We start from the raw sequence: 22,391 nt of genomic DNA, 5'->3' as shown, positions 1-22,391 counted from the left end.
CCTTAGTCTTTGTCCTGGCCCGCTGTCGCCGACAGGCCGAGCAGGCCGGCGAGCGAGCGCCGATGGCCGGTGTCGATGGTGGCGTAGACGCTCATGCCGGCTTTCAGCTTCCGCACATATTTGTCGGTCTCGTCGAAATAGATGCGGATCGGGACGCGCTGCACCACCTTGACGAAATTGCCGGTGGCATTTTGCGGCGGCAGGATCGCGAATTGCGCGCCGGTGCCGGGCGAAAGCGAGCCGATCTTGCCCTTGAAGACGTGGTTCGGGAACGCATCGACCTCGAGCGTGACGGGCTGGCCTTCGGTGACATAGGTAAGGTCACTCTCCTTCGGATTGGCGTCGACCCAGGGATGGGCGACGTCGATGATGGAGAACACCGGCGTGCCGGCGGCGACGAAACGGCCGAGCTGGATCTGTTCCACCTGCGTCGCCACGCCATCCATCGCCGCGCGCAGCACGGTGTGTTCGAGATTGCGCTGGGCATCTTCGAGCTTGGCCTTGGCCTGGACGTAAGGCGGGAATTGCTCCAGGGGCAGCTTGGGATCGCCGAGCAATTGCGTCTTGGCGTTAGAGAGCTGCTGCTTGATGAACTGCGCCTGCGCGCCCGCGGTGACCAGCGCGTTGGACGCGTTGTCGAGGTCGAGCTGCGAGCCGTAATTGTTCTTCACCAGCGCCTGCTTGCGCTCGACGTCGCGCTGCTTCAGGTCGACGCCCTGCTGGGCGAGGTCGAGCATGTCACCGTAGATCTTGATGTTGGCGACGAGGTTGTCATAGGTCGTGCGGGCCTGGGCGAGCTGCGCCTTGGCCTCGTCCACCGCGAGGCGGAACGGCACGGGATCGATCTCGAACAGCTCGTCGCCCTGCTTGACGGCCTGACCTTCCTTCACGACGACTTTCAGGATCTTGCCGGAAATATCGGGGGTTACCAGCACCTTCTGGGCGCCGACATAGGCATCGTCAGTCCCGACATAGCGGCCGCCATGCAGATAGAAAGTGAGGCCGCCGATGGCGGCGATGAGAGGCAGCACGACCAGAAGCAGGAAACGACGATAGCGGCGCAGGCCCGCCACCAAGCGGCGGCGCGGATCGGTGCCGGCCTTCTTGGTCGGCTTGCCGCTGTCAGCCTTCTGCTCGGGCTGGAATTTGAGGACCTGATCAGCCATAGCGCTGCTCCTTACGCGCTTGTTCCGCCCCAGAGGCCTGGATCGCGTTTCGCACGTTTTCCTTGATCGTTTCGAGTTGGACGAGAAGGCGGTGAGCGTCCGCCGGGTTGATGCCGTCAAGCGCGTTCGCGGTCAGCTCCGATTTCAGGCCGCTCATCCTGCCGAGCAGCTGCCGCCCGGCCTTCTTCAGGTAGAGACGTTTGACGCGGCGGTCCGAGGCGTCGCTGCGGCGCTCGATCCAGTCGCTGTCGCAGAGCTTGTCGATCAGGCGTGTCAGCGTGATCGGCTGCACCTCGAGCAACTCGGCGAGTTCCGATTGCTTCATGCCCTCGCTGCGCTCGACCTTGGCCAGCACCGCCCATTGCGCGCGGGTGATGCCGAAGCGCGAGGCCTCCTTGTCGGCATAGACGCGCAGCAGGCGGTAAAGCTCGGCGAGCGTAAACAGGAAGTTCTGGTCCACGGACCCGCGGCTCATAAGCTTGGCCTCCAATAAGCTTGTATATAATAAGCAAGCTTATGATTATTTCATGGCGGGTTAGCGAGACGCTGTCCCGCGGGATAAGCATGGCTGACAGCCGCTGGGTCGGTCGCGCTTTGGGTTCCACCGCCGAAATGCTAGAAGGTAGGCCAGATGACCCTCGCGAAGCTGGCCTTTCCCGCGCCCGACCACGATCACGGCCGCTGTACGGCGGACGCGTTGGCGCATGCCGAGGAGGTTTGCGCGCAGCGTGCGCAGAAATTCACGCCAATCCGCCGCCAAGTGCTGAGGGCGCTGCTCTCCAGCCACCGTCCGCTCGGCGCCTATGAGGTGATCGACGAACTCGCCAAGTCGATGCCGCGGCCGGCGCCGATCACGGTCTATCGTGCACTCGATTTCCTGATGGCCAACGGCCTCGTGCACCGCATCGAGAGTCGCAATGCCTATCTGGCCTGTGCCGCCCATGATCATGACGCGACCTCGGCGGTGGCGTTCCTGATCTGTGAGCGCTGCGGCCTGGTCGGCGAGATCCCCTCGGCGTCGTTCGCCAAGGACCTCAATGCGGCCGCGCGCAGCTCAGGCTTCGTACCAAAGCTGTCTGTGGTGGAGATCACGGGCATCTGCACGCATTGTCAGAAAGTCTCTTAGAAAGATGGAATCAGGTCGAGCCAAAGCGGCGGTGCCCACCTCTCCCAAAGGGAGAGGTCGCGCCGAAGGCGCGGGTGAGGGGCTTCGCTCTCTCATGGGGCCGGCGCCCCCTCACCCGATTTGCTTCGCAAATCGACCTCTCCCCGACGGGGAGAGGTAAAGAGCCCGCGGCCTATCGAATTTAGCAACAACGGCGCAAAGCCGGATCTCAGGAAGAAATGTCCGCACCTCAAGCCATACCGCCTGCCGGCCGTCCTCTCAGTGCCGGCGCCATCGCCCTGATGCTCATGCTGTGCCTGACCTGGGGGTTCAACCAGATCGCGGTGAAGCTGGTGCTGCCCGACATTCCGCCGATGCTCCAGGCCACCATCCGCTCGATGGGCGCGCTGCCGGTGCTGTTCATCATCGGCACGCTGCGCGGCGTGAAATTCTTCGAGCGTGACGGGACGTGGAGGGCCGGCCTGATCGCCGGGCTGATGTTCGGCATCGAATTCGTGCTGATCTTCCAGGGACTGCGTCTCACCTCTGCTTCGCGTGCAGTGGTGTTCCTCTATACGGCGCCGTTCTTCGTCGCGCTCGGCTCGTACCAGGTGCTCGGAGAGCGGCTCGGCGGCTCGCAATGGCTGGGCTTGGCCATCAGCTTTGCCGGCGTGGCGCTGGCGATCGGCGTGCCGCAGCCCAATGTCGATTCGCATGTTCTGCTCGGCGATCTCATGGTCGTCGGCGGCGCCGCGCTGTGGGCGGCGACGACGCTGGTTGCCAAGGGCACGCGGCTGCGCTTCGCCGCGCCCGAGAAGGCGCTGGGCTATCAGGTCGCCACCTCGATCCCGATTCTGGGGATGGCGGCCTGGCTGTTCGGCGAATCCATCACGCACATGCCGGCGCCGTTGTCGCTCGGCCTGATGGCGTTCCAGGCAATCTGGGTGGTGGGAACCACGTTCACGCTTTGGTTCGCGCTGGTGAAGGCCTATTCGGCCAGCAAATTGTCCGCTTTTACCTTCATCACCCCCTTGTTTGGCGTGGTGGGTAGCTATTTCATCATGCACGACACCCTGAGCCTGACATTCGGGGCCGCCGCGGTCCTTGTAATTGCAGGGCTTTTTCTGGTTAACCGTCCGAGCCAAACGGCTGCGACGCCGCGTGATGCATTGCTGAACGTCACCAAAACCTGATATTTGGACCTCATGAACAAGCTCGAAAACTCTCTCGATTCCGACATCGCGGGCCCCGCGCCCCGGCACAAGACCACCCAGGTGAAGGTGGGTAACGTCGCCGTGGGCGGCGGCGCGCCGATCGTCGTGCAGTCGATGACCAACACCGACACCGCCGATGTCGACAGCACCATCGCCCAGGTCGCAGCGCTCGCGCGCGCCGGCTCCGAAATGGTCCGCATCACCGTGGACCGCGAGGAAGCCGCGGCGGCCGTTCCGCACATCCGTGACGGCCTCGCCAAGCGCGGCATCACGACGCCGCTGATCGGCGACTTCCATTATATCGGCCACAAGCTGCTTGCGGCCTATCCGGCCTGCGCCGAGGCGCTGGCCAAATACCGCATCAATCCCGGCAATGTCGGCTTCAAGGACAAGCGCGACACCCAGTTCGCCGACATCATCGAGATCGCGAACAAGAACAACAAGCCGGTGCGGATCGGCGCCAATTGGGGCTCGCTCGACCAGGAGCTTTTGACCAAGCTGATGGACGAGAACGCAGCATCACCCAATCCGCGCGACGTCCGCGCGGTGACGCGCGAGGCCATGGTTCAGTCGGCGCTGCTGTCGGCCGCGCGCGCCGAAGAGCTCGGCATGCCCAAGGACCGCATCATCCTCTCGGCAAAAGTCTCGGCGGTGCAGGATCTGATCGCGGTCTACCAGGATCTTGCGGCGCGTTCGGACTACGCCATCCATCTCGGTCTCACCGAAGCCGGCATGGGCTCGAAGGGCATCGTGGCGTCTTCGGCCGCGCTCGGCATCCTCTTGCAGCAGGGCATCGGCGACACCATCCGCATCTCGCTGACGCCCGAGCCCGGCGGCGACCGTACCCGCGAGGTGCAGGTCGCCCAGGAGCTGTTGCAGACCATGGGCTTCCGCACCTTCGTGCCGCTGGTTGCAGCCTGCCCCGGCTGCGGCCGCACCACCTCGACCACGTTCCAGGAGCTGGCGCGCTCGATCCAGGATTTCATCCGCGACGAGATGCCGACCTGGAAGACGAAATATCCTGGCGTGGAAGAGCTCAACGTCGCGGTGATGGGCTGCATCGTCAACGGCCCCGGCGAATCCAAGCATGCCAATATCGGCATCTCGCTGCCCGGCACCGGCGAAGCCCCGGCCGCGCCCGTCTTCGTCGACGGCAAGAAGTTCCGCACGCTGCGCGGGCCGACCATCTCCGCCGACTTCAAGGCGCTGGTGATCGACTATATCGACCAGCGCTACGGCCAGGGCGCCAAGGTGCCGGTGACGGCGGCGGAGTAGGTGTCTTTCGATATCGAAGCGTAGGGCGGGTTAGCGTAGCGTAACCCGCCTTATTTTTTGCGCGCGCGAAGTGGCGGGTTACGCTTCGCTAACCCGCCCTACATTGTTACGATGCCTCCCAATCAACAACGATCGGGAGACACGCCATGAGCTCACTCGCCGGCAAGCAGGGCCCGCGCTATCGCCACACCGCAGAAGACGGCGCCCCATACGAGACGATCCAGGTCGAAAAGCTCACCCCCATCATCGGCGCGGAAATCTCCGGCGTCGATATCGGCAAGCTCGTCGATGCTGACACCCGCTCCAACCGGCAGATGGACGAGATCCACCGTGCGCTCGCCGAAAACCTCGTGATCTTCTTCCGCGACCAGCACATCACGCCGCAGCAGCACCTTGCCTTCGGCCGCAAGTTCGGCGAGTTGCATTTCCATCCCGCCGCGCCGCACGAGGACGAAGATCCGGCGCTCATGAGGATCTACGCCGACAAGGACTCGCCGCGCGCCAATGGCGAGGGCTGGCACTCCGACGTGTCCTGCGATCTCGAGCCGCCGATGGGCTCGATCCTCTACATCAAGCAGTGCCCGCCGCGCGGCGGCGACACGCTGTTTGCCAACATGTATGCAGCCTATGAGGCGCTGTCGGACCGCATGAAAGCCTATCTCGACGGGCTCACCGCGCTGCACGATGGCGAGCCGATCTATCGCGGGCTCTATGCGAATTACGGCGTCGCCGACCGTCCCTCCTATCCGCATGCCGAGCATCCCGTGGTGCGCACGCATCCCGTCACCGGCAGGAAAGCGCTCTATGTCAACCGCGGCTTCACCCGGCACATCAACGGCATCCCGCGCGACGAGAGCGATGCGATGCTCGCCTATCTCTACCAGCACGCCGAAAATCCGCTGTTCCAGTGCCGCTTCCGCTGGACCGAGAATGCCATCGCCTTCTGGGACAACCGCTGCACCCAGCACCGCGCGATGTGGGACTACTGGCCGCACACGCGATCAGGGACGCGCGTGACGGTGAAGGGGGAGCGGCCGGTCTAGACTCCAGCTCCACAAGTTATGCCCGTCAGCGCTCACAAGCAGGGCCCTGTGTGCTGAAGGTCTGGCATGCCCTCGCGCACGATCCGATAAACTTGCCGTTCTGTGAACCAGCTTACATTGCCTCGGCAGGCTGATCGCCTAGGCTCGCGCGTGGAAATGGAGAATTGCGCATCGGATCACAACCTTAAGTATTCGGGAGCATCACATGGCCAAGGCGGGCAAGCAAAAGTCGACGACGGCCGGCAAACGCAGGTCGGCGAATTCCGACCGCACCCGGCGGGCAAAGGCCGCCCGACCCGAGCAGATCTCGGTCTTCATCAGCTATGTCAGTGAAGACCGGGAGCTGGCCGCGAGCTTCGAGGCTGAGCTACTGCAATTGTTTGCCGTCGCTGCGTCACTTCCTCCGGTCAAGGTGTTCCGCGACGTCGGGAGCATCGGAAAGGGGTCGGACTATCGTACCGTGATCACCAACGCATTGGATGAGGCTGACATTCTCCTGGTGATCCTGACGGACAGGCTCAAACCGAGCTTCGCGTTTCCGGGCTTCGAGGTCGGCTATTTCGCGAGGTCGCTCGAGGAGCGTCCGAAGATCCACGGCAACATCCCCCGAAGAATTCTTCCGATTTCAATTGGTGCGGCGAACCAAACCACGCTCGATTATCTCCAGGCGATCAAGATCGACGAGAATCACATATTCACGGTGCCGGGCATGAGCGCGGCCGAGCCATCGCCAAATCCCGTTTTCGCGCTGCTGGCGGATATCTCGGCGACGGCGGATGCCGTGCTCGGGAGGCACGGTGGCGCAAGTGGCGGTGTCAGCAAGCAGGATGAGCTCTGGCGGCAGAAGCTCGTCTCGTCTGCCGCAAGGCTGTACAGCTGCATTCAGGTGTATCTGGAATCGCGCGTCTCCTCGGAAACCTATCCGGAGCGGAAGATCATCCTCCACAGTGACGCGCCTCCGATGATCGGGCCGGACGGAGTGGATCTGTCGAAGTTCAAGATCGAGATGGTCGGAAATTCCTTCCAGGTCTTTGGGTTCCCGGAGGAAAAGAATCGCTTTTTCGACTGGAATGCGTTCATCAACAGAATGCCGGCCGAGATGAGCGGAACATGGGCCGAAGGCATCAGGACGCTGGCTACCAACGCGCTCCAGCGCGGCGACGAGAACTATCTTGTCGTCGCGACGTCCAAGGGTGACGATGCATATCGGCTATTCGTGTCCCGGGTCGTGACCTATGTGAGCAAGAAGACCGAAATCCACATCTACATCGTCAAGATGATCGTCCGGCACTATGGCGATCCTCTGACGTCTCGCCTTCTGAGTGCCATCAACATCGGCCTCGAGTTCAGATTCCTCTTCCTGGAGAGGAGCAGCCAATACAGGCCGGCCAGGTTCGATTTCCCGCTGGCGCCGGATACGTCCAAGGAGATGGATGCCTGGAAGTCAGCCGTGACGCAGTTGCTCAGCCACATGAACATGATCCTGCGGGAAGCTCAGGATCAGCACCTCATGGACGCGGATGTTCTCGACAAGATCTGGGGTGTTGGCGGCGGCCCACGCGTGCGCCAGATGATGGCCGCATGGGAGAGCGCGCGAACCAAGCTCTTCGTGGCAGCCCAGCAATTGCTGGCGTCCAACGCATCGGACTTCCCGGACACACAGGAGCCGTTCAGGATCGCGCTGCGCGAACTTCAGGCCACCACGGAGTCCATGAACCGGGAGTACACGTTGCGCGCTCTCCAGGCCATTGCGGAAGAAGTCGAACAGCTTCCTCCGCAGACGCAATCTCCGCCGCGTGCCGCCTAGGGACGGGCGAGCCGCACGAGCTGACTCGTCTTGCAATGAGGCGGTGCCACAGCGTTGACGCGTGGTCAGGTCTGCGCCAATCTTCCCGAAAACGAAATCGGGAGGATCCACCATGTTCCGCGCCGAGGACAACGAATTCCTCGCCGAGTCCGGCCCCGGAACGGCAATGGGCGAACTGTTGCGCCGCTTCTGGATTCCCGTGCTGCTGTCCGGCGAGCTCCCGGAGCCCGACGGCGAGCCGAAGAAGATCGTGCTCGGTCGCCCCAGGATCGCAGCAGCGGAGTAGCGCTTGGGGCGGTTGCGGAGCATCATCGTCGGGTTGGTCGCATTGATCTTGCTGTCGCCGCTTGCGACTGTTGGCAGCAGCGAGGCCGTTGCCGCGCGAAAGGCTGCGAGACCCAAGCCCAAGCAGCTGTCACCGGCCAAATGTGAGATGCCTAAATTTCGGATCGTCGTGGATGTCGGGCACACCCCGGACTCCTACGGCGCACTGAGCGCGCGCAATGATCCGGAGTTCGGCTTCAACTTCCGCCTCGCCAGACTGATCACAGCGAAGCTCAAGTCTGAAGGCTTTGCCGAAACCCGCCTGCTCGTCACGGACGGCAAGGCACGGCCGAGCCTGTTCAAGCGCATCAGTGCCGCGAACCAAGGCCGCACCGATCTGTTCCTGTCGGTCCATCATGATTCGGTGCCGGACAAGCTGCTCGAAACCTGGGAGTTCGACGGCGCAAAGAGCTATTTCAGCGATCGTTTTTCGGGTCATTCGCTGTTCGTGTCGCAGCAGAATCCGCACTTCGCCAGCAGCCTGATGCTGGCCCGGATGATCGGCAAGCAGCTGAAGGAGCAGGGCCTGCACTATGCCAGCCAATACACCCTGCCGGTGATGGGCCGCTATCGCCACCAGCTGCTCGACAAGGATGTCGGCGTCTATCGCTATGACGGGCTCGTCGTGCTGTCGCGGACGCGGAGCGCCGCCGTGCTGCTCGAGGCCGGCTCGATCGTCAATCGCGATGAGGAAATGGAGATGAACTCGCCGGAGCGGCAGGAGGTCGTCGCGGGAGCCGTCGCGGCTGCAATGAGGGAGTTTTGCGAGAGGCGGTAGTTGGCTCGGCCGGTCCAGCAGCCGCAATGAGAAGGAAGCTACAGCGGCCCGCCTCGATATTCGCGGTTCGCCAGACTCGCCTCCTCCAGATCCAGATCGCGTTCGATCCGCCGCCGCGTCTCGTCGGTGATCTGGCCGTCGCGCAGGAGGTTGTGGATGAATTTCCTTTCGGCGGCGATCAGGTCGCGGGTCAGCGCGGTGCCGGCGGCTGAAACGTCGTGGTGGTTGGGATCGAGCGAGTCCGGGAGCTGGCTGACGCGGATTTCGTGTCGTGCGCGCAGCAGCCGCATCACTTCTTCGGACACTTCCTTTTGCGCGGTCAGCGCGTCGAGTGATTCCAGAGCGGCCTCGAGCGCCTGGCGGCGGGCGGCGATCTCGGCTTCGTGCGCAGCGGCATGCTCGTGGCGGCCGGCTTCGGCGACACCGAGCCAGCGCACGACCGGCGGCAGCGTCAGGCCGACGCCGATCAGCGTAACGAAGATGACACCGAAGGCGACGAACAGGATCAGGTCGCGAGACGGAAAGGCCTCGCCGCCGGGCAGCGTGAACGGCAGCGCCAGCGCGGCAGCCAGCGACACGGCGCCACGCACGCCGGTGAAGGCGAGCACGAACGGCCATTGCCATGGCGGCGACGGGTCGCGCGTACGCAGCGATTTGGAGAGCATCCGCGGCAGATAGGTCGCGGGATAAAGCCAGGCGAAGCGCGCGATCACGACGATGACCAGGACCACCGCAGTCGCGATGAGAATGTCATCGAGCGGGAAGGCTTTTGATTTCTCGTACAGCGTGCGCATCTGGAAGCCGGTGAGCAGGAACAGCATTCCCTCGATCAGGTAGATCACGAGATCCCAGAAGAAGATGCCCTGCAGGCGCGTCGCCGACGAGATCAGCAACGGCCCGTTCCAGCTCACATAGAGGCCGCAGGCGACGGTCGCGATCACGCCGGAGCCGCCGACGTGCTCGGGCAGCCAGTAGGAGACGTAGGGTGTGATCAGCGACAGCGTCAGCTCGACCTGCGGATCCCCGGACCATTTGCGGAATCGCAAGGAGAGCCAGCCGACGCCGATACCGAAGGCGATCTCGCTCGCGACGATCAGGAGGAACTCGCCGGCCGCGAGCGGCAGTGAGAAATTCCCGACCATGATCGCCGCGAGCGCGAAGCGGTAGAGGATCAGCGCAGTGGCGTCATTGGCCAGTCCTTCACCCTCCAGGATGACCAGGAGCCGGCGTGGCATGTTGAGCCGGCGCGCGATCGCGAGCGGCGCCACCACGTCGGGTGGCGCAACGATGGCTCCGAGCAGGAACCCGATGGGCCAGGGCAGGCCGATCACATAATGCGTGGCGGCCGCCACCATCGCGGTGGTGAAGATCACCGCGCCGACCGCGAGCAGCACGATCGGACGCAGATTGTTCTTGAACTCGCGCCAGCTCATGGCGACGCTCGCCGAGTAGATCAGCGGCGGCAGCACCATGAGGAGCACGAGCTCTGGTGGCAATTCCACCGTGGGCATGCCCGGCACGAAGGCGAGGCCGACGCCGGACAGCATCAGCAGAATGGCAGGCGCGATGTTGATGCGGCGCGCGGCAAGTGCGGTGCCTGCCAGCACGGCGAGCAAGATGAGAAAAGTCTGAAACTTCGCTTCCATGATGGTCTGTCTTGACCCGGAAGCGGCCGTACCGTCAATGCGCGGCTGACGCCAGCCGGTCGGTCACCATCCTGCCGATTTGCGCAAACACGCCGGCGATCTTCGCCGGGGTCGGCGTGCCGCCCTGGACGTAGGCCGTGATCAGGACCGGCGTGTCGGGCTTCGGCCAGGCCACGGCGATGTCGCCAGCTGCGTCCTTGCCATTGTAGCCGGTCTTGTCGCCGATCTTCCAGCCTGCGGGCAGGCCGCCGCGCAGCCGGTTCGCGCCGGTCTTGCAGTTCACCATCCATTCGGTGAGCTGAACGCGGGATTGCGCCGACAAGGCTTCGCCCAGCACCAGCCGGCGCAGATTGTTCGCCATCGCCGCCGGCGTCGTGGTGTCCTGGGGATTGCCGGGCGGAGAGCGGTTGAGCTCGGGCTCGTCGTGGTCGAGCCGCGAGGTGGTGTCGCCGAGCGACCGCCAGAATCCAGTCAGCGCGGCGGGGCCGCCGATCCGCGCCAGCAGCAGATTGGCGCAGGTGTTGTCGCTGAGCTCGACGATGGCCTTGCACATCTCGCCGACCGACATCTTGCCGGCTGCGAGGTTTTCCCTCGCCACCGGTGCGTATTCCAGCAGATCCGCCTGACCGTAAGGGATCATGGCCGCGAGTTGCTCCTCGCCGCGATCGACCCGCCCCAGCACGCAGGCCGCCAGCGAAGCCTTGAATGTCGAGCACATCACGAACCGCTCGTCGGCGCGCCAGGCAAGCTTTTTGCCGTTCACCAGATTTTCCGCATAGAGCCCAACACGCCCGCCGCTTTCACGTTCATAGGTTTCGAGCTCTGGCGGCGCCTCCGCGGCAAGCGCGGGAGAAGCGGCCATGCAGCAGAGTGAGACGAGCAGGGAACGGCGGTCGAGAGGCATGGGAGGCTTTCAGGCAGTGGAGCTGGGGCGGGGGTGGGATTGAGCGCACGGTTCATCGAACCGTCATTGCAATGACGGAGAATCGAGAACGAGTGCGCCAGATTTCAGGCAGCGAAGCGCCGAGAGACCCCTCACTCCCTCAGGTCGTAGCGATACGATTTCGACACGATCTGCCAGCCGTCGGCGAGCTTCATCGCCACCAGATAGTCGGTGAAGTAGCGCGGCGGCAGCTGGCAGCGCACCTTGATGAAGGCGGTCTTTTCGTCCGAACGGTCGATGGTGACGATAAAGTCCTCGCGCGGCTTGCCTTCGGCTTTGGCCGAGGCGCGCTTGCGCACGCGGTCGAGCCAGTCGGGCACTGTCAGAACCTGGAGCTCGCCCTTCTCGACCCAGCGCAGATCGGCGGAGGGATGGAAGATGGCGCCGAGCTTTTCGGCGTCTCCCTCATAGAGTCCGTCAAAGTAGGATTGCACGACGGATTCGACGCTCGACCGGTCCTGGCTCATGGCTCATTCCTCTGCATGATGGCTTGGGGCGAACTTAGTCGTAGACATCAAAATGCGCTATGGGTGTCTCTCGCCAATTGCGCAAGGACGCTGGAATGATCGGATCAGAGAATTCGAATGCTCGTATCCTCGCCGGCGAATGCTATTGCCGCGCCGTGCGCTTCGAGGTGGCGGACGCGTTCTCCTATGCGATGAACTGCCACTGCTCGAACTGCCGTCGCACCACCGGCGCCGCGTTCAAGCCGTTCGCCGGCATCGCGCACGACAAGCTCCGCATCGTCCGCGGCTGGGACCGGCGGATGATTTTCGGCGACGATACCACCCATGACGCCCATTGTGCCCGCTGCGGCTCACTGCTCTATTCCCGGGTACGGGAAGGACAATGGGTCCATGTCGCCATGGGAACCCTGGTCGATGCCCCCTCGATCCGGCCGAGCGCCCATATTTTTGTGGGATCGAAGGCGCCCTGGCACGAGATTACGGACAATCTGCCGCAATATCGGGAGCACATCGGGGTTGTCTGACGGAACCGGTCCGCGCGACCATTCGGCGGCGAACCGCGACAGCGCTGGCGCGACAAACATATTGGGCTCATCCGGCCTGTCGTCGGCGTCCCCTTCGTGACCTCCATCACAAGCGCGGGCGATGGATGTTGCTAAAGCGGCCCCAAAGGGCCCGAACGGCCCGGAACCATCGGAAGTCGTGTCATGCGCAGTTTGCTCAGACTTTGTCCGCTTTTCGTCGTCCTCGGCCTCCTGTTCGGCGCCGGGCCCGCTTTCGCCGGAAAACGCGTCGCGCTGGTGCTCGCCAACTCGGCCTATCAGCACGCGCCCTCGCTCGCCAATCCCGTCAATGATGGGGCGGTGATGGCGAAGACGCTGAAGGAGGCCGGCTTCGACGTCGTCGAATCCTGGCACGATCTGTCGGCGCTGGACACGCGGCGCGTGCTGCGCGACTTCGCCGACGCGACCCGCGATGCCGATATCGCCGTGGTCTATTACGCTGGCCACGGCATCGAGGTCGAGGGCTCGAACTATCTGATCCCGGTGGATGCCAAGCTCGAGCGCGACACCGACGTCTACGACGAAGCGCTCTCGCTCGACCGTGTCCTGGTCGCGGTCGAGCCTGCAAAGCAGCTTCGTCTGGTGATCCTGGATGCCTGCCGCGACAATCCGTTCGGCAAGCAGATGAAGCGCACGATTGCCTCGCGCGGCATCGGCCGTGGCCTCGCCCGGATCGAGCCGACCAACTCCAACACGCTGATTGCCTATTCGGCCAAGGCCGGTTTCACGGCGCAGGACGGCAACGGTGCCAACAGCCCGTTCACGATCGCACTGTCGAAGCATCTGACGACGCCGGGCCTCGACGTCCGCCGCGCCTTCGGCTTCGTGCGTGACGACGTGCTCAAATCGACCGGCAACAAGCAGGAGCCGTTCGTCTACGGTTCGCTCGGCGGCGAGGACGTGCCGCTGGTACCGGTCAAGGTGACAGCCGTAGCGCCGGCATCGCCTGTGGCGAATCCCCAGGCTGATGTCCGCCGCGACTACGAGCTCGCGCTCCAGGTCGGCAACAGGGCGGCCTTGGAAGCCTTCGTCGCCCAGCACCCCGACGGCTTCTATGCGAACCTCGCCAAGCTCCAGATCGACAAGATCCAGGCCGAGCAGGCCCATGCGGCGGCGATCGAATTGGCGAAGCAGGCCGAGGCCGAACGCGATCGTCTCGCTGTGCTCGGCGCGCAGAAGGACGCGTTGGCCAAGGCTGCGGCCGACGCCAAGGCCGCCGAACAAGTGCAGCTTGCAGCGCAGAGGGCCAAGGAACAGGCGCAACAGCAGGCCGCCGCCGCCGAGCAGCAGCGCGTCGATCTCGCCGCCGCCGTGCCGAGCACCCCGCCTACCGGCACGGCGAGCCCGGTCGGCACCAGCGTCGCCTCGCTGACCCCGGCGACCGCGCCGGCCGATCTCAACCGCTTGGTGCAGACCGAGCTCGGTCGCGTCGGGTGTTTCTCCGGGCAGGTCGACGGCAATTGGAATGCGTCCTCGCAGCGATCGCTGTCACAGTTCAACCGCTATGCCGGCACCAAGCTCGACGTGAAGGTGGCAAGCACCGACGCGCTCGATGCAGTCAAGTCAAGACCGTCGCGCGTCTGTCCGCTGGTCTGCGAGCACGGCTTCAAGGCCGATGGCGACAAATGCACGAAAATCGTCTGCCGCGAAGGCTATGTGGTCAACGACGACAATGAGTGCGAGAAGCAGCGTGCAGCCAAGCCGGCCAAGCCTGCGACGGCCAAGCGCGACGACGGCGATGGACGTCCTGCACGACAGCGTCGTCAGGCCGGAGGTGCGGCTGCTGGAGCTGCGGGCGGTTATGGTGCCGCTGCTGGCATCGCTGCTGCCGCTGGTGCAGGCCGCGCCGCCGGTGGCGGGCAGGTCTTCTGCAATAGCGCGGGCTGTCGCCCCGTCAGCCGCGGTTGCCATCTGGAATATCGCGGTGGCGGTGGCCCCGGCAACGATGCGAATGCAGAAGTGTGCCGTTGAAGGCCGTGCTGATCGAGATCGTCGTTCCTGGTGGCTGAGAGGACGTCAGCTCGCAATCGCGCTCGCCGCGATGTTCACCGTCAGGGCCAACAGCGCCGTATTGTAGATGAACGACACGATCCCGTGCGCTGTGGCCGTGCGGCGGATCGTCTTGTCGGTGATGCCGACGTCGGAGACCTGCGCGGTCATGCCGATCACGAAGGAGAAATAGACGAAATCCCAGTAGTCGGCGTGGTCCTCCTTGTCGCCGCTCGGAAACTGAAGGCCACCTGCCGTACCGTGCCGATAATAATCATGCGCGTAATGCAGTGCGAAGATCGTGTGCACGGCCGCCCACGACAGCGCGATGGTGGTGATCGCGATCGTCAGCTCGAGAACGCCGCGATGCGGCGTGCCGAGCTCGGAGACGATCGCCGCGATGCTGGCGAAGGCGCCGGTCGCCGTCACCAGCAGGATCACGAAGCGGCCGTCGTCCTGCATCGCGGCGGCGCGGCGGATGTGCTGATGGTCATTGCACAGCATCATCGCATAGACCAGCACGAGATAGACAGTGATCAGCGCATCCCAGCCGAATAGGAGCCGTGTCACCAGTCGGTATGACCCCGGCAGCAGCAGGCAGACCAGAATGCCGGCCGCGAGCGCGGTGAAGGTCCGCGGCCGCGCATAGATGAGCCGCATCGGCCGCGACATCTTGCCGAAGCGGACGAGGACGGGATCTTCCTTGTCAGTGGCCATGACGGTGACGGCTCTCTCACGGTTGCCGCGACGGCAGTCTGCTCCCTCGCCCGATGTTCAAGCTGCGCTTGAAGATCGACCTCTCCCCGCAAGCGGCCGCAAGCGGGGAGAGGTGGAGATCGCGCGCAACGTCAATTCTTCCGTTCGGCGACGAAGCGCGCCGCGGCCTGCAACACGGCGGCGCGGTCGCCGAAGATCGACACGGCGCTGTCGGCGCGCGCGAGCAGATCGCGCACGCGCTGCTTGGCACCTTCGATGCCGAGCTGGGTGACGAAGGTGGTCTTGCCGAGCGCCGCGTCCTGGCCCGAGGGCTTGCCGAGTGCGGCCGCATCGCCTTCCACGTCGAGCAGATCGTCGGCGATCTGGAAGGCTTCCCCGAGCGCGCGGCCGTAATCGTCGAGCGCCTGATATTCTTTCTGCGAGGCTTGGCCGAGGATCGCGCCGGCGATGCAGCCGTAGCGCAGGAGCGCACCGGTCTTCATCTGCTGAACGCGGGCCACATCGATCGGCTCGTTGCCGCCAAAGCGGCCTTCGCCAGCGAGATCGAGGATCTGGCCGCCGACCATGCCGCCGATGCCGGCGCAGCGCGCCAGCGCGCGCGTCAGCAACAGCCGCACATTGGCATCGCGATGGACCTCGTCGCGCGTGATGATGTCGAAGGCGAGCGTCAGGAGGCCGTCGCCGGCGAGGATCGCGGTGGCGTCATCGGTCTTCTTGTGCAGGGTGGGTCGGCCGCGACGGAGGTCCGAATTGTCCATCGCCGGCAGATCGTCATGGATCAGCGAATAGCAGTGGATGCATTCGAGCGCCGCGCCGGCGAGCAGGGCCGCCTCGCGCGGCACGCCGAACACGGCCGCGCTCTCGACCACCAGGAATGGCCGCAGGCGCTTGCCGCCATTGAGGCTCGAGTAGCGCATTGCGTCCATCAGTCGCTTGGGCCGGGCGATCTCGTCGTGCAGGATGTCGTCCGACAGCAGGCGAGCGAGCAAGGCCTCGGTGTCATCAGCGGTCTTGTCCAGACGCTTGGCGAAATCGGACGGGGACGTGCCGGTCATCAAGAAGGGCTCCAGAACTAAAATTCGGCCGGACAATCCTTTATGCGCCTGCCCCAGTCAATCGTTTGGAAGGCCTAAAAAGTGCTGGAAAAGGCCCAGATTATCACAGACTTAATGGTCCAGCCCGTGGCCGCGGTTCGGTTTGCACCGGAAAGGTCGATTTGCGCATCGTCAAAATCCTGCTGGTAGCGATCGCGGTCGTGGTTCTCGCGCCTTATGTGATCGCGCCGTTTTACCGCGCCGGCCACCCTGTTTCGACGCTGATGGCCTGGCGCAGCCTGCGGGGCGCGCCGATGCAGCGGCAGTGGATCGATCTGGCTGATATGTCGCCGTATCTGCCGCGCGCGGTGGTGGCGGCCGAGGACGCCCATTTCTGCAAGCATCACGGCATCGATTGGGGCGCGCTGCGCGAGGCGATCGACGACGCGAGGGAGGACGGCACCGCCTTCCGGGGCGCCTCCACCATCACCCAACAGGTGGCGAAAAACCTGTTCCTGTGGCAGGGGCGCGATTTCATCCGCAAGGGGCTCGAATTCCCGCTGGCCCTGTGGATCGATCTCGTCCTGCCCAAGCCGCGGATTCTCGAGATTTACCTCAACATCGCCGAGCTCGGCCCGCAGGGGCAGTTTGGGGTGGAGGCGGCCAGCGCCTATGCCTTCGGCAAATCGGCCGAAGACCTCTCCCCCCGGGAGGCCGCACTTCTGGCGTCGATCCTGCCGAATCCGGTCAAACGCAGCGCCCGGATTCCCGGTCCAGGCGTGCGGCGACTGGCGGCCACCTATATGGCGCGAGGGCAGGCGAGCTCGCTGGCGACCTGTTGGCGCGAAAATCGCTGATTTTGGGACCGTTCCGGGCGTATTTTCCAGCCCAAGAGCCTAGCTTTACGGCCAGCCTTCCTCTATAAGCGCGGCCTTGATCGGCATTCAGCTCGCCTCGTATTGCGGGTGCTGAGCCGTCCCTTCGCGGACGATGCCCTGATGACACCAATCCCTAGAGGATATTGAAATGGCCGTTCCGAGAAGAAAAACCTCGCCGTCGCGCCGTGGCATGCGCCGCTCGGCAGACGCCATCAAGAAGCCGACCTATGTGGAAGACAAGGACTCCGGTGAGCTCCGTCGTCCGCACCATCTCGACCTCAAGACCGGCATGTACAAGGGCCGCCAGGTCCTGAAGAAGAAAGAGTCCTGAAGCCAGGACCTTTCCTCAGGCGAGAGATTGGACCCGCCTGGTTTCGGCCAACCCATGAGATACGGTGACGGCGGCGGAGCAAATGCTTCGCCGCTGCATTGTTCTGTCCGGATATCTTGATCGAGAAGGCATCTCGCCGATGGTCGGTTTCCCGCTGCTCCTGATTCCGCTCGCGGTCTACAACATCATCGCCTTCCTGATGCCCAGCGTGTCCTTCTCGGATGTGCTGTTCAAGGTGCCGATGATCACGGGCGAGAGCTGGCCGGTCACGCTTGCCGATCTCCTGCTCGCGCTCGGCGTGGTGCTGCTGCTGCTCGAGGTGGTCAAGGGCGCGCGACCGGGCTCGAAATTCCTGATGGATCATTTGCTGTCGCTGATCATCTTCGGCGCGGCCGCAGCCGAATTCGTGATGTGGCCGAAATTCGGCAACTCCACCTTTTTCCTGCTGGTGCTGCTGGCGATGGCCGACTTCCTCGGCGGCATTGCCCAGCGCACGCGCCGCCGCGTCACCTATGTCGCCGAGACCACGGTGCCGGCACCACGCAAGGCCAAGCGCAAGGCCGAAGCACCGGCGGATGATGCGGAGGCCGCCTCCAAGTTCGAGCCGGTGATTGCGCCGCAGCCCGCGCCGCCCGCCCCCTCGGCGCAATCCGTCGCCGAATCCGTGCTGATGGATCATCCTGCGCCAAAGCCGGTGCAGGGCGCCCCCTCGCCGGAAATTCCCTGGCCGCATCTTCAGCCGGGCAACGGCACGCCGTCCTCGCCGGATACACCGCCGCGCTGATCAAGCCACCTGCCGCGTTCGCGCGGCGACGCTTCCCAGTGGCTGCTTGCTGCCATAGGCCGTCCGCGCATCCTCGGAAGAGGCGCGGCGGAGCCGGCTGGTCTGGGGCAGATATTCCGCATTGGCGATGAGCTGAGTAACGAAACTCGGATCGGGACGCGGCAGCGGCGCCTTGTGAACCCACTGCAACGTCGGCATCAGCGGCACCAGGGCCGTGCCTGTGCCGTTGTCCGCCGTGTCCAATCGATCCGTACTCAACATCGCAATCACCGTCGATCCGGCAAGCTTGTCGCGTTTCGGGACGCGGGTGCCGGTGCGAGTCCTGTACTCGCAAGGCCTATGCCGACCGGGCCGGTTTGGTTCCCGGCGCTTCGGAAACGTGGTTTCCAAATTGTTTATCAACTTTGCTTAGGGTCGGGGACGAATCTGGTTCTATTCTGGGCCGGTTCAGGACTTCTCCACTGTCCCAAAACGAGGCGATTTTGACTCCTGCATTGCCGCAAGCCTCCGACATCCTGGCCGTGCTCGGTCAGGCGGTGTTCGCCTGGGACATCACAAGCGATGCCATCGTCTGGGGTGAGCAGGTCGCCGCCATCTTTCCCGGCATCCCCGCCGAGCGGCTCGCGACCGGCGCCGAATTCGCCAAGCTGATCGGGCCCGCGCAAACGCTGCGGACCGCAGCTCTGGCGCAAACCTCCGCCGTGCATGGGGCCGATGGCACGCCCTATCGCGTCGAGTATGGCGTGCGCATGAGCGCCGGCGATCCCGTCATCTGGATCGAGGAGACCGGCCGCTGGTTCGCTGGTCCCGACGGCCGTCCCGTGCGCGCGATCGGCTCCGTCCGCATCAACAATGAACGTCACGCCCGCGACGAGGAGCTGACGAGGCTGGCGCGTCTCGACCCGCTGACCGGCGAGCTCAACCGCTCGCATCTGATCGCGGCGCTCGCCGAGACAATTGAGGAGACCACCCGCTTCCGCTCGACCGCGGCCTTCATGCTGGTCGGCATCGATCATCTCGCCCGCGTCAACGATGCCTTCGGCTTCGACGTTGCCGATGCCGTGATCCTCGACATTGCCAAGCGCATTCGCTCGCGCCTGCGCGGCGGCGACGTGCTCGGGCGCTTCTCCGGCAACAAGTTCGGCCTGATCCTGAAGAACTGCACCGTCGACGACATGAACGTCGCCGCGGAGCGCTTCCTCGCCGGCATCCGCGACGAGGTGGTGCCGACGAAATCCGGCCCGGTCTCGGTCACCGCCTCGATCGGCGCGGTCAGCCTGCCGCGCTATGCCCGCAATACCGACGAGGCCGTCAACCGCGCCCATGAAACGCTGGATGCCGCCAAGCGCCGTCGCGCAGGATCGTTCGCGGCGTGGCGTCCGGATCCGGCGCGCGACGCACAGCGCCGCGTCAACATCCGCGTTACCGACGAGATCGTCACCGCGCTCAACGAACGCCGCATCAGGCTCGCCTATGAGCCCGTGGTCTCGGCCGCCTCGCGCGAACGCGCATTCCACGAATGCCTGGTACGGATGGACCAGGGCGATGGCCAGGTGCTGCTTGCGCCGGACATCGTGCCGGTCGCCGAGCGGCTCGGCCTGATCCGCCTTGTCGATCACCGCGTGCTCGAGCTCGTGGTCGCCGAGCTTGCGGCCGCGCCCGACGTTTGTCTCAGCCTCAACATCTCGCCGGATACCACCATGGATCCGGATTGGTGGGCGGGGATCGAATCGCTGATGCAGGCGCATCCCGGTGTTGCCGAGCGGCTGATCGTCGAGATCACCGAGACGGTCGCAATCCAGGACATCGACGACGTTCGCGCTTTCGTCAGCCGCCTCAAGCATTTTGGCAGCCGCATCGCCATCGACGATTTCGGCGCCGGCTACACCTCGTTCCGCAATTTGCGCAAGCTCGGCGTGGATATCGTGAAGATCGACGGCGCCTTCGTGCAGAACATCACCCATTCCGCCGACGACCGCGCCTTCGTGCAGACCCTGATCGACCTCGCCCGGCGCCTCGACATCAAGACCGTCGCCGAATGGGTGCAGGACGAAGAGGCCGCAAGCATGCTGGGCGACTGGGGCTGCGACTACATCCAGGGCCGCCTGATCGGGCTTGCCTCGTCCGAGCGGCCGTGGGGTGTGGCGTCGGAGAACGCGCTCCCTGCGGCGGGTTGAGGTGCCGTGGGGTGGGCAAAGGCGGCGCACTTGCGCCGTGCCCACCAGCTCTCCAACAATGCGGCGCCAAGGGTGGGCACGCTTCGCTTTGCCTACCTTGCGAAAACTTCAGGCCCCCTCATCCAGCGCCACCAGCTCGCGCTTCTTGCGCAGTGACGGCAGCAGCGGAGCGATCAGCAGCACCAGCGCGAGCACGAGACACGCGCCCGAGATCGGGCGCTGCACGAAGGTCCAGAGATCGCCCTGCGACAGGATCAGCGACTTGCGCAGATTGTTCTCCATCATCGGTCCCAGCACGAAGGCCAGCACCAGCGGTGCGGGCTCGTAGCCGAGCTTGCGCATGAAATAGCCGATGATCCCGAACGCGATCATCACATAGACGTCGAACACGTTGTTGCTCGAGCAGTAGACGCCCAGGATCGTGAACAGGATGATCAAGGGGAACAGGATGTTGTAGGGCAGCTTGAGCAACTGCACCCACATGCCGATCATCGGCAGATTCAGGATCAGCAGCATGACGTTGCCGATATACATGCTGGCGACGATGCCCCAGAACAGGCCGGGGTTTTGCGTGATCAGCAGCGGTCCCGGCTGTAGCCCGTGAATGACGAAGGCCCCGAGCAGCAGCGCCATCACCACGTTCGGCGGGATGCCGAGCGTCATCAGCGGAATGAACGCGCCGCCCGCCGCGGCGTTGTTCGCCGACTCCGGCCCCGCAACGCCTTCGATCGCGCCATGGCCGAAACGCTCGGGCGTCTTCGACAGCCGCTTCTCCAGCGCGTAGGATGCAAATGAGGCCACCACTGCGCCGCCACCCGGCAGGATGCCGAGGAAAAAGCCGAGGATCGTGCCGCGGCCGACCGGGCCTGCGCTCACCTTCCAATCCTCTTTGTTGGGCAGGAGGCGGGTGATCTTGGTGTTGATGATGTCTCGCTTGATGGCCTGCTCGGTGTTGAGAAGAACTTCGGCGATGCCGAACAGGCCCATCACGACGGGCACGAGGCCGACGCCGTCGATCAGCTCCATGCGGCCGAAGGTCAGCCGCGGCTGCGCGGTGATGCTGTCGAGCCCTATCAGCCCGAGCACGACGCCGATGCACGCCATCAGCAGCGCCTTCGGCATCGAACCCTGGGTGAGAAAGGTGAGCACGACGAGGCCGAGCACCATCAGGCTGAAATATTCGGCCGGGCCGAAGGCGATGGCGATGCTGGCAAGCTTCGGGGCCACCAGCATCAGGGCGACCAGCGCGAAGGTGCCGGCGACGAACGAGCCGAAAGCGGAGATGCCGAGTGCCGGTCCCGCGCGGCCCTGTTTCGCCATCTGGTGGCCGTCGATGCAGGTGACGACGGAGGCGGCCTCGCCGGGGATGTTGACCAGGATCGAGGTGGTCGAGCCGCCATACATCGAACCGTAATAGATGCCGGCCATCATGATGATGCCGGATTCCGGCGTTCCCGACAGCGTCACGGGCAGCAGCAGCGACATCGCCGAGATCGGGCCGATGCCCGGCAGCACGCCGACCAGCGTGCCGATGAAGACGCCGATGAAGCAGTAGAGCAGGTTGACCGGCAGCAGCGCGACGCCGAATCCATGTGCCACATTGACGAGCGTATCCATAGGGTCAACCGATCCCGAACAGGCCCGAGGGCAATTGGATCAACAGCAGCCGCTTGAGCACCCACCACATGCCTGATGGCACCAGCACGGCGATTGGAATCGCCAGAGCCCAGCGCACTGGATCGATCAGCCGCAACAGCAGCAGCATCACCGGGATCGACGACAGCAGAAATCCCAGCGGCTCCAGCGCGAAGGAGAATGCGGTGAGGCAGGCGATGAGGAGAAGCGGCTTGCTCCAGCGCACATTCTCCCAGCGCGCGGCCAGCGTCGGCCCGCCCTCGGTGATCGCCGAGACGACGATGGCGGCTGCGAACACGCACATCAGGATGCCCGTGTAGAACAGCACGTAGCCGGAGCCGGGATCGTTGATGGTGCCGAGCTTGAGCCTCAAGCCCGACCAGATCACGAAGCCGCCGAGTGCGAGCCCGATCAGCCCGCCCCAGAGTTCGGAGTTGCTGAGGCGGAGCTTGACGTTGGTTGGGTCGTTCATCGCGATCCTCTCGTGTCCCGGACGCAGCGCAGCGCAAAGGGGT

General features: G+C 64.4%; 23 protein-coding genes. 13 read left to right on the top strand and 10 right to left on the bottom strand.

The window, feature by feature from the left end:
- Positions 1–2: 2 nt before the first annotated feature.
- Both EAV90_RS00550 and EAV90_RS00545 read right to left on the bottom strand, forming a co-directional pair.
- Positions 3–1,166, bottom strand: a complete 1,164-nt coding sequence (locus EAV90_RS00550) for an HlyD family secretion protein (protein WP_122406223.1) — start codon at positions 1,164–1,166, stop codon at positions 3–5.
- Entirely contained in the window at positions 1,159–1,641 is a 483-nt protein-coding gene (locus EAV90_RS00545) for a MarR family winged helix-turn-helix transcriptional regulator (RefSeq protein ID WP_122406222.1), read from the bottom strand. The genes EAV90_RS00550 and EAV90_RS00545 overlap by 8 nt, the downstream gene beginning before the upstream one ends.
- Positions 1,642–1,797: 156 nt before the next feature.
- Between EAV90_RS00545 and EAV90_RS00540 the strand changes: the two genes are divergently transcribed.
- From EAV90_RS00540 to EAV90_RS00510, 7 genes are all read left to right on the top strand, one after another.
- Positions 1,798–2,292, top strand: coding sequence for a Fur family transcriptional regulator (locus EAV90_RS00540; protein WP_129142294.1), 495 nt, complete (start codon positions 1,798–1,800; stop codon positions 2,290–2,292).
- A 218-nt stretch (positions 2,293–2,510) separates the two neighbouring features.
- Positions 2,511–3,464 (top strand): DMT family transporter, encoded by a 954-nt coding sequence (locus tag EAV90_RS00535; RefSeq protein ID WP_129142293.1) that lies wholly within the window; start codon positions 2,511–2,513, stop codon positions 3,462–3,464.
- A 12-nt stretch (positions 3,465–3,476) separates the two neighbouring features.
- Positions 3,477–4,760 carry a flavodoxin-dependent (E)-4-hydroxy-3-methylbut-2-enyl-diphosphate synthase gene (gene ispG / locus EAV90_RS00530; protein WP_122406219.1) on the top strand — a complete coding sequence of 428 codons (1,284 nt, stop codon included), beginning with the start codon at positions 3,477–3,479 and terminating at the stop codon, positions 4,758–4,760.
- A 146-nt stretch (positions 4,761–4,906) separates the two neighbouring features.
- Positions 4,907–5,803: a TauD/TfdA dioxygenase family protein gene (locus EAV90_RS00525; protein WP_122406218.1), complete on the top strand. Its 897-nt coding sequence runs from the start codon at positions 4,907–4,909 to the stop codon at positions 5,801–5,803.
- Positions 5,804–6,008: 205 nt separating this feature from the next.
- A complete protein-coding gene (locus tag EAV90_RS00520) occupies positions 6,009–7,610 on the top strand; it encodes a toll/interleukin-1 receptor domain-containing protein (RefSeq protein ID WP_122406217.1) in 1,602 nt (533 codons plus the stop codon).
- A 112-nt stretch (positions 7,611–7,722) separates the two neighbouring features.
- The gene (locus EAV90_RS00515) at positions 7,723–7,896 is read left to right on the top strand and encodes a Rieske (2Fe-2S) protein (RefSeq protein WP_244607842.1); all 174 of its coding nucleotides are present in this window, start codon (positions 7,723–7,725) and stop codon (positions 7,894–7,896) included.
- A gap of 3 nt (positions 7,897–7,899) precedes the next feature.
- Entirely contained in the window at positions 7,900–8,712 is an 813-nt protein-coding gene (locus EAV90_RS00510; protein WP_162500523.1) for an N-acetylmuramoyl-L-alanine amidase, read from the top strand.
- Between the two features lie 38 nt (positions 8,713–8,750).
- On the opposite strand, the gene EAV90_RS00505 is transcribed toward EAV90_RS00510, so the two are convergent.
- The 3 genes from EAV90_RS00505 to EAV90_RS00495 all read right to left on the bottom strand — a co-directional run bounded on the left by EAV90_RS00505 (position 8,751) and on the right by EAV90_RS00495 (position 11,768).
- The gene (locus EAV90_RS00505; RefSeq protein ID WP_162500522.1) at positions 8,751–10,358 is read right to left on the bottom strand and encodes a Na+/H+ antiporter; all 1,608 of its coding nucleotides are present in this window, start codon (positions 10,356–10,358) and stop codon (positions 8,751–8,753) included.
- 34 nt (positions 10,359–10,392) lie between these two features.
- Positions 10,393–11,262 carry a class A beta-lactamase gene (bla, locus tag EAV90_RS00500; RefSeq protein ID WP_129142292.1) on the bottom strand — a complete coding sequence of 290 codons (870 nt, stop codon included), beginning with the start codon at positions 11,260–11,262 and terminating at the stop codon, positions 10,393–10,395.
- Between the two features lie 131 nt (positions 11,263–11,393).
- Positions 11,394–11,768 carry a nuclear transport factor 2 family protein gene (locus EAV90_RS00495; protein WP_122406214.1) on the bottom strand — a complete coding sequence of 125 codons (375 nt, stop codon included), beginning with the start codon at positions 11,766–11,768 and terminating at the stop codon, positions 11,394–11,396.
- 95 nt (positions 11,769–11,863) lie between these two features.
- Here EAV90_RS00495 and EAV90_RS00490 point away from each other — a divergent pair, with 95 nt between their 5' ends.
- Positions 11,864–12,292 carry a GFA family protein gene (locus EAV90_RS00490; protein WP_122406213.1) on the top strand — a complete coding sequence of 143 codons (429 nt, stop codon included), beginning with the start codon at positions 11,864–11,866 and terminating at the stop codon, positions 12,290–12,292.
- Positions 12,293–12,475: 183 nt separating this feature from the next.
- Positions 12,476–14,302 (top strand): caspase family protein, encoded by a 1,827-nt coding sequence (locus EAV90_RS00485; protein WP_129142291.1) that lies wholly within the window; start codon positions 12,476–12,478, stop codon positions 14,300–14,302.
- 45 nt (positions 14,303–14,347) lie between these two features.
- Here the strand turns inward: EAV90_RS00485 and EAV90_RS00480 are convergent, their stop codons facing one another.
- Together EAV90_RS00480 and EAV90_RS00475 are read right to left on the bottom strand one after the other, a co-directional pair.
- On the bottom strand, positions 14,348–15,037 hold the full coding sequence (locus EAV90_RS00480; RefSeq protein ID WP_122406211.1) for a DUF1345 domain-containing protein: 690 nt from the start codon (positions 15,035–15,037) through the stop codon (positions 14,348–14,350).
- Between the two features lie 131 nt (positions 15,038–15,168).
- On the bottom strand, positions 15,169–16,092 hold the full coding sequence (locus EAV90_RS00475) for a polyprenyl synthetase family protein (protein ID WP_122406210.1): 924 nt from the start codon (positions 16,090–16,092) through the stop codon (positions 15,169–15,171).
- Positions 16,093–16,253: 161 nt separating this feature from the next.
- On the opposite strand from EAV90_RS00475, the gene mtgA reads away from it, so the two are divergent.
- The 3 genes from mtgA to EAV90_RS00460 all read left to right on the top strand — a co-directional run bounded on the left by mtgA (position 16,254) and on the right by EAV90_RS00460 (position 18,064).
- Entirely contained in the window at positions 16,254–16,928 is a 675-nt protein-coding gene (mtgA, locus tag EAV90_RS00470) for a monofunctional biosynthetic peptidoglycan transglycosylase (protein ID WP_122406209.1), read from the top strand.
- A 169-nt stretch (positions 16,929–17,097) separates the two neighbouring features.
- Complete coding sequence (gene rpmF / locus EAV90_RS00465) at positions 17,098–17,280, top strand: 50S ribosomal protein L32 (protein ID WP_007598106.1); 183 nt, start codon at positions 17,098–17,100, stop codon at positions 17,278–17,280.
- A gap of 139 nt (positions 17,281–17,419) precedes the next feature.
- Positions 17,420–18,064 (top strand): hypothetical protein, encoded by a 645-nt coding sequence (locus tag EAV90_RS00460; protein WP_164936715.1) that lies wholly within the window; start codon positions 17,420–17,422, stop codon positions 18,062–18,064.
- On the opposite strand, the gene EAV90_RS00455 is transcribed toward EAV90_RS00460, so the two are convergent.
- On the bottom strand, positions 18,065–18,325 hold the full coding sequence (locus EAV90_RS00455; protein ID WP_162500520.1) for a hypothetical protein: 261 nt from the start codon (positions 18,323–18,325) through the stop codon (positions 18,065–18,067).
- A 221-nt stretch (positions 18,326–18,546) separates the two neighbouring features.
- Here EAV90_RS00455 and EAV90_RS00450 point away from each other — a divergent pair, with 221 nt between their 5' ends.
- A complete protein-coding gene (locus EAV90_RS00450) occupies positions 18,547–20,241 on the top strand; it encodes a bifunctional diguanylate cyclase/phosphodiesterase (RefSeq protein WP_129142289.1) in 1,695 nt (564 codons plus the stop codon).
- Between the two features lie 108 nt (positions 20,242–20,349).
- Here EAV90_RS00450 and EAV90_RS00445 read toward each other — a convergent pair whose 3' ends face one another.
- Together EAV90_RS00445 and EAV90_RS00440 are read right to left on the bottom strand one after the other, a co-directional pair.
- Complete coding sequence (locus EAV90_RS00445) at positions 20,350–21,858, bottom strand: tripartite tricarboxylate transporter permease (RefSeq protein WP_122406205.1); 1,509 nt, start codon at positions 21,856–21,858, stop codon at positions 20,350–20,352.
- Between the two features lie 4 nt (positions 21,859–21,862).
- Complete coding sequence (locus EAV90_RS00440) at positions 21,863–22,348, bottom strand: tripartite tricarboxylate transporter TctB family protein (protein WP_129142288.1); 486 nt, start codon at positions 22,346–22,348, stop codon at positions 21,863–21,865.
- Positions 22,349–22,391: the final 43 nt, after the last annotated feature.

Source organism: Bradyrhizobium vignae (assembly GCF_004114425.1).
Classification (GTDB): domain Bacteria; phylum Pseudomonadota; class Alphaproteobacteria; order Rhizobiales; family Xanthobacteraceae; genus Bradyrhizobium; species Bradyrhizobium vignae.
Note: the sequence above shows the minus strand (reverse complement) of the source record. Positions and strands in the feature narration are given on the sequence as shown.